The organism is Mesorhizobium sp. M0037, assembly GCF_040323635.1.
Classification (GTDB): Bacteria; Pseudomonadota; Alphaproteobacteria; order Rhizobiales; family Rhizobiaceae; genus Mesorhizobium.
Map to the genome: position 1 here is coordinate 116,134 of NZ_JAMYVB010000013.1, position 12,468 is coordinate 128,601.

General features: G+C 64.5%; 14 protein-coding genes. 5 read left to right on the top strand and 9 right to left on the bottom strand.

Translation table 11 applies throughout. The annotated features are described in order from the left end of the window. Window positions 1-94 precede the first annotated feature (94 nt). The 3 genes from NKJ78_RS20160 to ftsE all read right to left on the bottom strand — a co-directional run bounded on the left by NKJ78_RS20160 (window position 95) and on the right by ftsE (window position 2,589). Entirely contained in the window at window positions 95-814 is a 720-nt protein-coding gene (locus NKJ78_RS20160; RefSeq protein ID WP_023748503.1) for a YdcF family protein, read from the bottom strand. Between the two features lie 133 nt (window positions 815-947). Then, on the bottom strand, window positions 948-1,937 hold the full coding sequence (locus NKJ78_RS20165) for a cell division protein FtsX (protein ID WP_023673312.1): 990 nt from the start codon (window positions 1,935-1,937) through the stop codon (window positions 948-950). Then, on the bottom strand, window positions 1,930-2,589 hold the full coding sequence (ftsE, locus tag NKJ78_RS20170; RefSeq protein ID WP_023685344.1) for a cell division ATP-binding protein FtsE: 660 nt from the start codon (window positions 2,587-2,589) through the stop codon (window positions 1,930-1,932). The genes NKJ78_RS20165 and ftsE overlap by 8 nt, the downstream gene beginning before the upstream one ends. A gap of 174 nt (window positions 2,590-2,763) precedes the next feature. Between ftsE and NKJ78_RS20175 the strand changes: the two genes are divergently transcribed. The 3 genes from NKJ78_RS20175 (at window position 2,764) to NKJ78_RS20185 (ending at window position 4,401) form a co-directional block, all read left to right on the top strand. Further along, window positions 2,764-3,399, top strand: coding sequence for a hypothetical protein (locus NKJ78_RS20175; RefSeq protein ID WP_023685343.1), 636 nt, complete (start codon window positions 2,764-2,766; stop codon window positions 3,397-3,399). A 23-nt stretch (window positions 3,400-3,422) separates the two neighbouring features. Further along, a complete protein-coding gene (gene hpt / locus NKJ78_RS20180; RefSeq protein ID WP_023673315.1) occupies window positions 3,423-3,965 on the top strand; it encodes a hypoxanthine phosphoribosyltransferase in 543 nt (180 codons plus the stop codon). Between the two features lie 64 nt (window positions 3,966-4,029). After that, window positions 4,030-4,401 (top strand): response regulator, encoded by a 372-nt coding sequence (locus NKJ78_RS20185; RefSeq protein ID WP_023694030.1) that lies wholly within the window; start codon window positions 4,030-4,032, stop codon window positions 4,399-4,401. A 6-nt stretch (window positions 4,402-4,407) separates the two neighbouring features. Here the strand turns inward: NKJ78_RS20185 and NKJ78_RS20190 are convergent, their stop codons facing one another. Continuing rightward, window positions 4,408-5,358 carry a DMT family transporter gene (locus NKJ78_RS20190; protein ID WP_352459748.1) on the bottom strand — a complete coding sequence of 317 codons (951 nt, stop codon included), beginning with the start codon at window positions 5,356-5,358 and terminating at the stop codon, window positions 4,408-4,410. A 226-nt stretch (window positions 5,359-5,584) separates the two neighbouring features. Between NKJ78_RS20190 and NKJ78_RS20195 the strand changes: the two genes are divergently transcribed. Next, window positions 5,585-6,448 carry a LysR family transcriptional regulator gene (locus NKJ78_RS20195; protein WP_023698713.1) on the top strand — a complete coding sequence of 288 codons (864 nt, stop codon included), beginning with the start codon at window positions 5,585-5,587 and terminating at the stop codon, window positions 6,446-6,448. On the opposite strand, the gene NKJ78_RS20200 is transcribed toward NKJ78_RS20195, so the two are convergent. The 3 genes from NKJ78_RS20200 to NKJ78_RS20210 all read right to left on the bottom strand — a co-directional run bounded on the left by NKJ78_RS20200 (window position 6,445) and on the right by NKJ78_RS20210 (window position 10,524). Then, a complete protein-coding gene (locus NKJ78_RS20200) occupies window positions 6,445-6,816 on the bottom strand; it encodes a glyoxalase superfamily protein (protein WP_023685340.1) in 372 nt (123 codons plus the stop codon). The genes NKJ78_RS20195 and NKJ78_RS20200 overlap by 4 nt on opposite strands. 41 nt (window positions 6,817-6,857) lie before the next feature. After that, window positions 6,858-9,446: a TIGR02302 family protein gene (locus NKJ78_RS20205; protein WP_023686705.1), complete on the bottom strand. Its 2,589-nt coding sequence runs from the start codon at window positions 9,444-9,446 to the stop codon at window positions 6,858-6,860. A 136-nt stretch (window positions 9,447-9,582) separates the two neighbouring features. Next, a complete protein-coding gene (locus NKJ78_RS20210; protein ID WP_352459749.1) occupies window positions 9,583-10,524 on the bottom strand; it encodes a threonine/serine dehydratase in 942 nt (313 codons plus the stop codon). Window positions 10,525-10,574: 50 nt separating this feature from the next. Between NKJ78_RS20210 and NKJ78_RS20215 the strand changes: the two genes are divergently transcribed. Continuing rightward, window positions 10,575-10,877: an ArsR/SmtB family transcription factor gene (locus NKJ78_RS20215; protein WP_023673323.1), complete on the top strand. Its 303-nt coding sequence runs from the start codon at window positions 10,575-10,577 to the stop codon at window positions 10,875-10,877. Between the two features lie 20 nt (window positions 10,878-10,897). Here the strand turns inward: NKJ78_RS20215 and lysA are convergent, their stop codons facing one another. Both lysA and NKJ78_RS20225 read right to left on the bottom strand, forming a co-directional pair. Beyond that, window positions 10,898-12,166: a diaminopimelate decarboxylase gene (gene lysA / locus NKJ78_RS20220; RefSeq protein WP_023743995.1), complete on the bottom strand. Its 1,269-nt coding sequence runs from the start codon at window positions 12,164-12,166 to the stop codon at window positions 10,898-10,900. Between the two features lie 80 nt (window positions 12,167-12,246). Next, complete coding sequence (locus tag NKJ78_RS20225) at window positions 12,247-12,453, bottom strand: hypothetical protein (protein WP_023743996.1); 207 nt, start codon at window positions 12,451-12,453, stop codon at window positions 12,247-12,249. Between the last annotated feature and the right edge of the window lie 15 nt (window positions 12,454-12,468).

The following is a 12,468-nucleotide window of genomic DNA, read 5'->3' on the forward strand; positions in this document are numbered from 1 at the left end:
GCGCCGTCAGAGTCGTCTGTTTGGACGCAATTCCCAAGGGAAAGCGTACGTGCTTTTCCCGGGAAAACCGCTACACACTTTTCCTGGAATTGCTTTAGTCCTTGGCGGTCGAAACCTCGGCCAGTGCGACGCTGTCGGCAGTCTGGCGGACCGGGACGACGCCGCGCGCAAGCGCCAGCAGGTATTTGCTGTATTCGGTCAGAAGCACGCGTAGCGCTTCCGGCTTGGTCAGCCAGTCGCCATTGTCCAGATTGGTGTTGACCACCGGATAGGGTTCAAGCCTGGCGCCATGCAGCAGGCGGCCCATCTCGAGCAGGCTGCGCGGCATGTGGTAATTGTTGGTGACGAGGATGACGCTGCCATAGGCGTGGCTCTCCACCCATTTAGCGCTTTCCTCGGCATTGCCGATCGTGTCGAGCGCGGCGCGGTCGATGTCGACACAGCAGGAAAACAGCGCCTTGTCGCCGCCGGTAGCAGCCTGCAATTGGCGGCGGCTGGCAGAGGGATGCACGCCTGAGATCAGCAGCCGCTCGCCCTTGCCGGAGGCAAGCAGATCGAGTGCTGCGTCGAGGCGGGCCTGACCGCCGGTCAAGACGATGATCGCATCGGCCTTGGCCGGGTTGGTCGGGGTCGTCATGTGGCTGACCTTGCTGGCGAACCAGCCGAAGCCACCGGCAAACAGGGCCACCAGCAGCAGTAGACAGAGGGAGGCGAGACGCAGGGCGGTGCGCAAACGGCCCAGCCCGGTGCGCATACGCGAACGCACCACTGGCATCTGTCCAGCCGTTCCGGTCGACTCCCGCGCGTTCATCATCCTATGGTTAATCCTGAAATGCCTTTTTGGTAAGGAAAAAAGCGCACATTGCGTTACGTCGGTTTTCGATCCGTGATCGTCCCTTCCATTCCTGTCCTTGCCCCCGAACTGTTTTCGCTTCTGCCCTCACAGTTCACCCCGCATCCGGCTGGCGGACATCGATGTCGCTGAGATAGGCGACGACGGTGGCGTGCGAGGTCGCCGCCGTCAGTCCGCCGATCACCAGCACCATCAGGCCGACGCCGAGATAGCCTGCCGATCCGATGGCGAAATTGCCGAACAAAGCGGTGGCCTGGTCGGCCTGCGGCGTTGCCATGTTGCGCGACGACCACCAGGAAAAGACGATGAAAACCAGGATCGCGGCTGCGCCGCCGGCGGCCGCGCCCTTCATGCCGGTGACCAGGAAATGCCAGCGGAATTCGCGCGCGATGAAGCGCGCCTCGGCGCCGACGAAATGCAGCACTTCGATGATATGGCCGTTACCCGCCATAGCGCCGCGCGTCGCAAACACTACGGTCAGCACCGTCGCCGACAGCATCAGGACCAGCACGGCGATGCCGATGGTGACCGTGGTGCGGGCCATGGCGACCAGCCGGTCGACCCATGTACGATGATCGTCGAGCGAAGCACTCGGCAGCTTGGGCGTGAGCGCCGCACGGATGGCGCTGAAGTCGGGCGGGCTGGTCTCGTCGATGGTGACGATGATCAGGCGCGGCACCGGCAATTCGTCGATATTCAGGCCCGAGCCCAGCCATGGCTCCAAAAGGCGCGCGGTGGCGTCGCGATCGATGATCCGGGTTTCCTTCACGCCGGGGAATTCGCCGACGATCTGCGAGGCCTGGGCAAGGGCTGCCTCCATGTCGAGGCCGTCGACCGGCTTGATCTGAATCGTGGCCTCGCGCGAGATCTGGTTTTCCCAGACCGAGGCAGTGTCGCGCACCAGCGTGACGGCGCCGAAAGTCAGGCAGGACAGGAAGGTCATGATGGCGATGACCAGCACCAAGGCGCGGCCGGCAATATTCTGCGCCGGCACGATCGGCGCCATGCGGCGCTGGACGCGCTGCGTCGTCGTTGCGGGCTCGGCGGCGTCTTCATGCAGCTGTTCGGCCGATAGCTCAGTCATAAATATCCAGCCTTCCGCCGGCCAGGATCATGCGGCGCGCGTCGACCTGCTCCATCAGGCCGAGATCGTGAGTGGCGATCACCACCGCGGTGCCGAGCCGGTTGAGCTCAATGAACAGCCTGAGCAACCGGCGCGCCAGCGGCGGGTCGACATTGCCGGTCGGCTCGTCGGCAAGCAGGATTTCGGGCTGTTCGATCAAGGCCCGAGCGATTGCCGCGCGCTGCTTTTCGCCGCCCGAAAGGACCGGCGGCAGCACATGCATGCGCTCGCCCAGGCCGACCCATTTCAAAAGTTCGGTGACGTCGGTGCGGTAGCTCGCTTCCTCGCGGCCGCGCACGCGCAGCGGCAGAGCGACATTCTCATAGGTGGTCATGTGGTCGAGCAGGCGGAAATCCTGGAACACCACGCCGATGCGGCGCCTGAGATGCGGCAGTTCAGCGCGCGAGATGCGCGAGCGGTCCTTGCCGAAGATGGTGATCAGCCCGCGTGTCGGCTTCAGCGACATGAACAGAAGGCGCAGCAGCGTCGTCTTGCCGGCGCCCGAGGGCCCGCTCAGGAACTGGAAGGAGCTCTCCGGAATGTGCAGGGAGATGTCGCGGAGGATTTCCGGACCCATGCCATAGCGAAGGCCGACATTTTCGAAGCGGATCACGTGCGACGACCTGAGGGCGGCGGCGTGCCAGCCCTTTCTGTCCAACGACCATCGGCCGCCATGGTTAACCGTCGGTTAATTTTCGCTGTTTTTGAGTGCGTCACAAGGGTTCCGGTGGGGAAGCGTTAACCATTTCCATTTACGCAAAAGAAACGAAGAGGCAACAGCGGGGCCATGATGGCTGAGCAACGAACCGCGCGCCCGGTTTCCGGCGAAATCATGACCGGGACAAGTGTCGCACCGGAATCGCGTCCTGTGGCGACCGACATCGTCGACGCGGATTATGAGGTGCTGCCGCAGCTGATCCCACTGATAGAAGCCATGCCGACGCCGGCGCGCGACATCGCGACCCCGTCGATGGAAGGCATGGAGATGCTGCGCAAATCAGATGCGTCAGCCGGGCGGCCGGCATCGCGTGGCGGGCCGATCTTCTGGATTGCCGGCATCGGTGCGGCGCTTGCCGCCTTCTGGGTCTCGGGTGGCCATGCGCTGGTGCGCCAGACGCCGTTCTGGTCAGTCGAACAGCCGGAGGGCGCCGTACTCAGCATTGCCGGCGTCACGTCGCGTGTCGACGCCTCAGGACCCGCCCCGGTGCTGTTCGTGGATGGCGAGGCCGTCAATGACGGTTTGAAGGCGGGACAATTGCCGCCGCTGGAGATACGTGTCACCGGCAATGACAGCCGCATCACCCGTTATACTCTGGGGACATCCAACCGTTCTCTGGCGCCCGGCGAAAGATTCGGCTTTTCCAGCCGCCTCGATGTGCCTAGAAACGGCGTCAAGGCCGTGGCGGTCACCTTCGCCGGCTAGTCGGTTCTCTGGAAAGGTTGTTGATGCCAGTTGTGCGCGGCAAGGACATCGAGGTCCTGTTTTCGGCGTCCGCGATCGCGCGGCGCAATCTCGAACTCGCCAAGGAGATCGCCGAGCACGACTATCACGACCTGCTGGTGATTTCGGTGCTGAAGGGCTCGTTCATCTTCGCCGCCGATTTGATCCGCGCCATGCACGATGTCGGGCTGTCGCCCGAGGTCGAGTTCATCTTCATTTCCAGCTATGGCGCCGGCACCACCAGCGGCGAGGTGAGGGTGCTGCGCGACATCGACAATGAGGTCGCCGGGCGCGACGTGCTGCTGATCGACGATATCCTGGAGTCGGGCAAGACGCTCTCCTTCACCCGCAACCTGATGCTGTCGCGCGGCGCCAAAAGCTGCGCCATCGCGGTGCTGTTGGACAAGCGCATGCGCCGCCAGACCGAGCTGAACGCCGACTATGTCGGCTTCGACTGTCCCGATTACTTCGTCGTCGGCTACGGCATGGACGTCGCTCACGCTTTTCGCGAACTGCCGTTTGTCGGTGTCGTCAAAGGCGATGCCTGAGAAAAGGCCCCCGACGCTTCAAATTTTCAGAAAAAGTCAACTTTTGCCCGCCAAATTCCGGCCCATGGCAAAGCTTCTGATCGTCGAGGACGATGAGTCCGTCCGCACCCTCGCCGCCCGCGCGCTCGAACGCGCCGGGCACTCGATCGATATCGCCGCCGACGGCGCGCAGGGGCTGGCGATGGTCAGTGCTGCAGGCGGCGGTTACGACCTCGTCGTCTCCGATATCCGCATGCCGGAAATGGACGGCATCGAGATGGCGATCGCCGCAGCCAGGCTTTTCCCTGACATGAAGATCCTGCTGATGACCGGCTATGCCGACCAGCGCGAGCGCGCCGAGGAATTGAACGGCGTCATTATCGACGTCGTGCAAAAGCCTTTCACGCTGGCCGAAATCCGCTCGCGGGTCGACCAGGCGCTCGCCTGCTTCGCCTGACACGCTTCAGGCGACATCCTGAGACGCGGCGAGGACAGGCGCAGCGCTCCGGCGCCGTTCGGTGTTGAGCGCCAGCAGACCGGCGCCGATGATCAGCGCCGCACCGATGGCAGTGGTCGAGCGCGGCACCTCGTCGAAGAACAGGAAGCCCCACAGTGGCGACCAGATGATGCCGGTGTATTCGAAGGTGGCGACGCGGTTGGCGGGCGCCAGCCTGTAGGCCTGCGACAGCAGAATCATGCCGGCCGAAGCGACGAAGCCGCAGGCCGCCATCTTGAGGAAATCCGGGGTCGTCGGCCAGACCCACGGCCGCACCAGGAATTCGAGGCTGGGGTGGACAGCATGGGTTATGCCGGCAAGCCAGAATGTGCCGGCAACCGCAGCGGCGCCGACCAGATAGGCGCCGTTCTGGTAGAAGGCCATGACGGTGGAGGATTCGGTGTCGCCGATCTTGCGCGCCATCAGCTGTGAAAAGCCGTAGAGCAAAGCCGAGCCCAACGAAAGCAGCGCCGCCCAGTCGAACAGGCCGGCGCCCGGGCGCAGCATCACGACCACGCCCAGCATGCCGATCAGCACGGTGGCGAGAGCCTGCCAGGATACCCGCTCGCCGAGATAGGGCCCGGCTATCGCCATGATGAACAGGGGCGCCATGAAATAGAGCGCCACCGCGTCGGCGAGCGGCAAGGCAGCGATCGCCAGATAGTAGACCGTATAGGAGGAGAACTGGATGAAGGCGCGTATCGTCAGCAGGCCGAACCGCTTCGAGGCGATGGCCCGCAGGCCGACGTCGGCGCGAACGAGAAAGATCAGGATCGGCAAAGCGACGATCGAGCGGATCCACATCACCTCGGTCACGGGATAGCCGGCCGACACCGCCTTGACCAGCGGGTCCTGGAGCGAGAACACCAGCACGCCAAGGCACAGGCTGATGATGCCGAGAACGATCCGGTTGCGCATGTTGTTCTGCCGGCCCTTGCCATAACTGCCCGCAGCCGCCCGGCCATGGGGTAAAAAGAACCCGCCACCGTTTCGGGCAGCGGGTATGAGTGAGGACTCTTTGATTGGTCCGCAGCCGATTTCGCGGCGGCATATCCAATGGGCGAGCGGACTATGCTGCGGCGTTTGACATGTTGCAAACGAATTGGAATGATACCAGCGATCAAATTTGCTTATGACGGATTCGATGCGGCCACCCCTCGACAGCGATCTCCTGCGCACCTTCGTTGCCATTGCCGAAGCGGGCAATTTCACCCGGGCGGCGGAGCAGGCCGGGCGCACCCAGTCGGCGGTGTCGATGCAGATGAAGAAGCTCGAGGAGCTGGTCGGCGACAGCCTGTTCGAACGCGGCTCGCGCGGCGTGGCGCTGACGCGCCGTGGCGGCGAGCTGATCGTCAATGCCCGCCGCATCGTCTCTCTGCTCGACGAGACGGCGGCATCGATGGCGGCGGCACCGCTTGGCGGGCCTGTGCGCATCGGCATTCCCGAGGAATATGGTCACGCCATCCTGTCGCGCGCGCTCGGCGCCTTCTCGAAGCGTCACACCAAGGTCGAGGTCACCGTGCGCTATGCACATTCGGGCGCCCAGCTGGCAGCGTTGGCGGCCGGTGAACTCGACCTCGCCGTGGTGTTCGAATGGCAGGATCCTTCCGGCGGCGAGGTGCTGATGCACGATCCGACCGTGTGGGTGACATCGAGCCTGCATCACATGCATGAGGAGCGGCCGGTGCCGATCGCGCTCTACAACCGGGCCGGCTGGTGCAAGGACTTCGCCATCAAATCGCTGGAGCAGCGTGGGCTGGCCTACCGTGTCGCCTATACCAGCGACACCACCGGCGGCCTGAAGCTCGCCGTCACCTCTGGCCTGGCGATCGCGCCGATCTCGCACAGCAATATTCCGGATGGCTGTCGTGAACTCACCGCCGCTGACGGGTTCGGTCATATCGATTCCTCGAATGTGGTGATGCACCGCAGCCCAAATGCCTCAGGCGAGGCTATCGACGGCATGCAGGAGGCGATCCGCGAGGCGTTCGTCAACCGGCCGGCTTAGTCTGTTGCATCCTCGTAGAAATGCAGGCGATTGCCGAAGGGGTCGCCGACCGACACTTCACGGGTCTGCCACGACGTGGTTTCGAGGCCCGGCCGGGCGTAGCGGTATCTCTTGCCGATCAGTTCGCGGTGCAATGCCGCGATGTCCTCGACCTTGATGCGCATGGCTATACCCGGCGCGCCGTCGCCATGATGTTCGCTCAGATGCAGGACACAGCCGTCGCGGATTACACCCATATAGAGCGGCGCATTGTCGTCGAAGCGGTGCTCGAACTCGACCTTGAAGCCGAGAAAGTCGACATAGAATTCGCGTGCCTTGGCGATGTCGAAGATGCGCAGGATGGGCGTGACGGCACCGAGTTTCGGCATGGCGCTGATACCATTCAGTTCGACGGATGTTGCCTTGGAGGCTACTTCAGCTCCAGCAGCCGCTCGAGGTAGCTGCGCTCGATGTCGGGGCTGAGCGCGTTGCCGAGCCGCTTGCGAATCGCCTCGAGAATCTGGCGGGCGCGCTGCACGTCGATCTCGTCGGGCACCTTCACCGAATCGCCGAAATCGGGTCCGCGGCTGGCGCGTGGTCGGCCCAGCGGATCGCGGCCGGCGTCCTGTTGGCGGCCGCCTTCCTGGCTGCCGCCCTGGTCGCCCTGCATCGCCTGCAGCTGCTTCATCATCTCCTTGGCGCCCTTGCGCAGCGCTTCCAGCGCGCGACCCTGGTGGCCGACTGCCTGGTCGCCTTCGCCTTCGCCAAGCGACTTTTCGGCATTGCCCATGGATTTGCCAGCGTCGCCAAACCCCTCATTGGGTTGCATGCCCATGCCTTCCAGGCCCTTCTTCAGCTTGTCGAGTTCGCTCTGCAACTGGCCCTGGCCTTCCTGCAGCTGCTTCATCGCATCGGCGAATTCCTGCGGTGTCATCGACTTCGGCCGGGCGAGAGGATCGCGATCCTTGCCGACGCCCGGCTGGTCCGGGTCGTCGCCATTGCCTTCGCCGGGCTGCTGATTATCTCCGCGCTGCATCTGGTCCATGCGGTAGGTGTCGTTCATCATCTCCTGCTGGCGGCGCATGATCTCGCCCAGCTTGTCCATCTGCTGGCGCATCTCGCTGTCCTGCTCGCCGCCCTGCTGCTGACGGCCGGCCTGCAGGTTGTTCATCATGTTTTCCAGCTGCGACAGCAGCTCCTGCGCCTTGTCGCGGTCGCCCGACTTCGCCAGGTTCTCGATCTGGTCCATCATGCGGTCGATATCACTCTGACGCAGCTCGCGACCATTCTGCTGCATCTGCGGCGCGTTCGGGTTCTGCTTGGCGCGCTCGGCGAATTCCTGCAGGAATTCGTTCATCGCCTCGCGCAGTTCCTTCATCGCCTTTTCGATCTCTTCGTCGCTGGCGCCGCGCTTGATGGCGTCCTGCAGCGCCTGCTGGGCCTGGCGGAGCCGCTTTTCGGCGGACGAGAGATTGCCTTCCTCGATGCCGAGCGCGATTTCCCAGAGATAGGCAACCTCGTTGCGCAACTGATCGTCGCTGTCCGACATCTTCAGCCGGCTGCGGGCGCTCATGATGGCGAGGTAATGCGACATGTTGTCGAACGTGTCCTCGGGCCGCAGCGTGATGGCGTCCATCAGGTCGAGCACGCGCGGCTTGGCATTGGCGTCGAGCGCCAGCAGGCGGCGCTGCTCGACCACCGCCCGCGCCAGCGGGTTGGCGAAGGGCCGCTCCGGCATCACAATAGTCTTGGTTTCGCTGGTCGCGGTGTGTCCGGCATCGTCGGTGGCCACAAGCGACAGCTTGATGCTGGCGCCGGCCCAGACATGCTCGGTGAGGTCCTTGGTGGTCTTGGCGGCGTTCGCCTTGCCGCCGCGGCGCGGCAGCGCCAGCGGCAGGTCAGGCGGACCGTAGAGCGGATGCGCATCGGGCGCCGCCGGATCGGCCAGCGCGAAAACCGCCTTGGCGGTGGCCGCGCCATAGTCGTCGTCGATCTGGTAGTTGAGCTCGAAGGCGCCGTTGACGGCGCGCTTGGGCTCGCCGACGAAGCGGATCGTCGGCGGCTTGTCGGGGATCACCGCGAAGGCCCAGCGACCGAGATCGGCTTCGCCCGACTTCAGCGTCAGCGTGCCGTCGGCGGTCAGCTTGCCGGTGAACTGGCGCAGCTTGGGGGTCGCGGGGTTGACCGCCGCTGCCTTGACGGCCGCCACCTGTGGTCCCGACGGGTCGATGGCGCGAGCATTGCCGCCCTTGTCGGCAAAGCTTAGCGTTTCCTCGCCGGAGCCGCCGGTCACGCGCAGCGAGACGTCGCTGCCTTGCGGCACGGTGAAGGTGGCAACCGCCTGCTTGGCGTTGCCATCGATGACTGGCGCGGTCAAGAAGATGGGCGGCTTGCCGGTATAGGCCGGCGGGGTCACCCAGGCATCGATGCGCGGCGGTACGATGTCGCGCGCCGCATGGGCACTGAAACCATCGGACAGCCTGCCGCCGGACGGTCCGAAGGAGAAGGCAAAAGCGGTGACCAACAGCAGCGCCGCCACGGCACGCAATGCCCACGGATCGCGCTCCGGCACGCGCGTACGCGGCAGGTCGGCGCCAAGGCTGCCGAGCTTGTCGGCCATGCGCTTTTGGTGTTCGCGCCACAACGCCTGGGAAAAGATGCTTTCCTTGCCGCTGGGACGGTCGGTCTGCACCAGCACCGGGCTGTGCTGCAGCTGGTTGGCGGCCTCGATACGGCGGTCGATTTCAGCGGCGGATGGAAGCTTGAAGAAACGCAGCGGATAGAGCGCCGCCAGCGTGGCAATACCGAACGCCGTGACCAGGATAACGCGCGCAATGTCAGGCAGCCGGGGGAAAAGGCCGAGCCAGGAGAGGCTGAGAAACAGGCTGGCGATGATGAGCAGCGGCAGAAGCAGCGGCCAGCCGCGCTCGACCGTCATCGAGACCCGTGTCGCCAGCCGGCTCAGGGCAAGCCGCCCGGCCAGGCTGCGATCGCCACTGGAAATGGGGCGTTCCGTCATCGGCCCTTCCTGCCCGGGCGGGATGGCCCGGACTCAACAAGCAGAAGTTTACCAGCAAACACGGCAAAGGCGAGGCGGTTCCGGAAAACTTGAAAAGCTTTGACGGGTTTGCGTCCCACTTCAGTCGAAGCAAGGTTTAGAATTTCGCCGGATCGGTATTCGAGCCGCAGACAAGGACGGCGATCCGCTCGCCCGGCGCCGGCGTGTAGCGGCCGGACAGCAGCGCTGCGAAGGCCGCTGCGCCGCCCGGCTCGGCGATGATCCGCACCCGCTCCCACAGCGCCTTCTGCGCGGCAATGATGGCGTCGTCGGTGACCAGAATGGAGCGCTCGACAAAAGCCTCGGCGATCGGGAACATCATCTCGCCGACGCGTTTGGGCGCCAGCGAATCGGCGGCAACGCCTTCGGCGGGCGCATCGACGGGGTGGCCGGCTTCGAAGGCGTGATGCAGCGTCGGCGCGCCTTCGGGCTCGATGGCGATGATCCTGATGCCGCCGGCAAACCAGGCGGCGATGCCGCCGATCAGGCCGCCGCCGCCGACAGCGACCAGCAGCGTGTCGATGTCGGGCAGATCGTTTTCGATTTCGAGGCCGAGCGTGCCTTGGCCGACCAATGTTTCCTCCTGGTTGAAGGCATGGATCTGCAGCGCGCCGGTCTTTTCAGCACAAGCCTCGCTGGCGGCCAGCGCCTCGGCATAGCGGGCGCCGCCGACGATCAGTTCGGCGCCGTAGCCGCGGATGCGCTGCAGCTTGGCCGCCGGGCTGACTTCGGGAACGAAGATCGTCGCCTTGTGGCCAAGCCGCATGGCGGCATAGGCGACCGCGGCGCCATGGTTGCCGCCCGATGCGGCGACGACGCCGGCCGCAGGCACCGGCCGTTCGAGCAGATTGGTGAAGGCGCCGCGCGCCTTGAACGAGCCGGAATGCTGCAGGCATTCGAGCTTGAGGTCGACCGCCAGCGGCGGCCGGTCGAAATCGGCCATGTCGACGCGCAGCACCGGCGTGTGCCTGATATAGGGGCGGATGCGCGGTTCCATCGCGGCGATGCGTTCGCGCGTGACGGTGTTGCCGTTCGTCATGACCATCTCCTTGGGATTGACAGCAATTAGTAACTTGGCAAAATGGCTAAATGCAAGAGGTTGAAATCTTCAAGGCGATCGCCAATGAACGCAGGCTGCAGATCCTCGACTGGCTGAAGGATCCGCAGGCGCATTTCCCGGCCCAGGCAGACGGCGATCTGGTCGAGGACGGCGTTTGCGCGCTGCTGATCGCGGAGAAGCTCGGCATTACGCAGGCGACGCTCTCCGAACATATGCGCGTGCTTACCCAGGCCGGTCTGCTGCGGCCCAAGCGCATCAAGCAATGGACGTTCTACCGCCGCGACGAGGACAGGATCGCCGACACAAGGATGCTCATCCAAAACCGGCTGTAGCGCAGCCGCCGTGGCGGCTCCTATGCAAGCCAGTCGGGCACCGAATCCAGGCCGATAAGCTCGTCATAGGTCTGGCGCCGGCGTACGACATGGAAACGGTCGCCGTCGACCAGAACCTCAGGCACAAGTAGGCGGGTGTTGTAGGTGCCGGATTGCACCGCGCCATAGGCGCCGGCGGTGGTGACGGCAATGAGGTCGCCAGACTTGAGCCGGGGCAGGTCACGGTCGAGGCCGAGATAGTCGCCGGTCTCGCAGACCGGGCCGACGACGTCGACCCCCATGCGCGGCGTGTCGGCCGGCGGCTGCACCACCGGCTTGATGTCGTGGAAGGCATCGTAGAGCGTCGGCCGGATCAGATCGTTCATGGCGGCGTCGACGACGAGGAAGTTCTTGGCGTCGCCTTCCTTCACGAAGATCACTTCCGAGACCAGGATGCCGGCATTGCCAACGATCAGCCGGCCCGGCTCGAACATCACCTTCACTCCAAGCTTTGTCAGATGCTTCCTGACGATCTCGGCATAGGCATCGGGCAGAGGCGGCGGGCTGTTGTCGGTGCGGTAGGGGATGCCGAGGCCGCCGCCGAGATCGACATGCTCGACGGGGTGGCCATCGGCGCGCAGCGCGCCGACCAGTTCCGCCAGAAGCGCGAAAGCATCGTCAAAGGGCTGCAACTCGGTGATCTGGCTGCCGATATGGGTATCGATGCCGATGGGCTTGGTGCCCGGCAGCCCGGCCGCGCGGGCATAGACCTGGCGCGCCCGTTGCCAGGGAATGCCGAACTTGTTCTCGGCCTTGCCGGTGGAGATCTTCCTGTGCGTCCTGGCGTCGACATCCGGGTTGATGCGCAGCGACACCGGCGCCACCTTGCCGAGCGCGGTGGCGCGGGCCGACAGCAATTCAAGCTCCGGCTCGGATTCGACATTGAAGCAGAGAATGCCGGCCTCGAGCGCGAAATCCATCTCGCGCGCGGTCTTGCCGACACCGGAAAACACGATCTTGTTGGCCGGGATTCCGGCGGCGAGCGCGCGGCGCATTTCGCCTTCCGAGACGGTATCGGCGCCGGCGCCGAGCTTTGCCAGCGTCCGCAGCACCGCCTGGTTGGAATTCGCCTTCAAGGCGTAACAGACCAGCGTGTCGAGCCCGGCAAAGGCCCCGGCGAACACCCGGTAGTGTCTGGTCAAGGTTGCCGTCGAATAACAATAGAACGGCGTGCCGACGCTTGCGGCGATGTCTGGTATCGCCACGTCCTCGGCATGGAGCACGCCGTCGCGGTAATCGAAATGGTTCACGAGAGTGTTTCCGGAAGTTGGAGCACGAGACCTGGTTAGCACGAGACCTGGCCAGAAAGACCAAGCCGGTCTCATCGGCTCTAGATCAGCGGGTCGAGGATGAACTTCTTGTCCACGACCGGTTTTTCCGGCTCCGGCGGCACCGGCTGTTTGGCGCGCTCGGCGTCCTTGCGGGCCTGGACGGCCGCTTCATAGGGCGTGTCGAGACCGGCCTTACGGCCGCAAGCGGTCACGGCAGCTATCGCCGTAAGCAGCGTCAGCGTCACCAAAATCCTGCTTGCGGTCATCGATCCATCCGTCCG

Excerpts from the sequence above, each read along its gene's own strand:
- NKJ78_RS20200 (WP_023685340.1), bottom strand. The coding sequence starts at position 6,816 with ATGCCGAAACTCGGTGCCGTCACGCCCATCCTGCGCATCTTCGACATC.
- NKJ78_RS20210 (WP_352459749.1), bottom strand. The coding sequence starts at position 10,524 with ATGACGAACGGCAACACCGTCACGCGCGAACGCATCGCCGCGATGGAA.
- NKJ78_RS20160 (WP_023748503.1), bottom strand. The coding sequence starts at position 814 with ATGATGAACGCGCGGGAGTCGACCGGAACGGCTGGACAGATGCCAGTG.
- NKJ78_RS20205 (WP_023686705.1), bottom strand. The coding sequence starts at position 9,446 with ATGACGGAACGCCCCATTTCCAGTGGCGATCGCAGCCTGGCCGGGCGG.
- NKJ78_RS20165 (WP_023673312.1), bottom strand. The coding sequence starts at position 1,937 with ATGACTGAGCTATCGGCCGAACAGCTGCATGAAGACGCCGCCGAGCCC.
- NKJ78_RS20185 (WP_023694030.1), top strand. The coding sequence starts at position 4,030 with ATGGCAAAGCTTCTGATCGTCGAGGACGATGAGTCCGTCCGCACCCTC.
- NKJ78_RS20215 (WP_023673323.1), top strand. The coding sequence starts at position 10,575 with ATGCAAGAGGTTGAAATCTTCAAGGCGATCGCCAATGAACGCAGGCTG.
- NKJ78_RS20225 (WP_023743996.1), bottom strand. The coding sequence starts at position 12,453 with ATGACCGCAAGCAGGATTTTGGTGACGCTGACGCTGCTTACGGCGATA.
- NKJ78_RS20190 (WP_352459748.1), bottom strand. The coding sequence starts at position 5,358 with ATGCGCAACCGGATCGTTCTCGGCATCATCAGCCTGTGCCTTGGCGTG.
- hpt (WP_023673315.1), top strand. The coding sequence starts at position 3,423 with ATGCCAGTTGTGCGCGGCAAGGACATCGAGGTCCTGTTTTCGGCGTCC.
- NKJ78_RS20175 (WP_023685343.1), top strand. The coding sequence starts at position 2,764 with ATGATGGCTGAGCAACGAACCGCGCGCCCGGTTTCCGGCGAAATCATG.
- NKJ78_RS20195 (WP_023698713.1), top strand. The coding sequence starts at position 5,585 with ATGCGGCCACCCCTCGACAGCGATCTCCTGCGCACCTTCGTTGCCATT.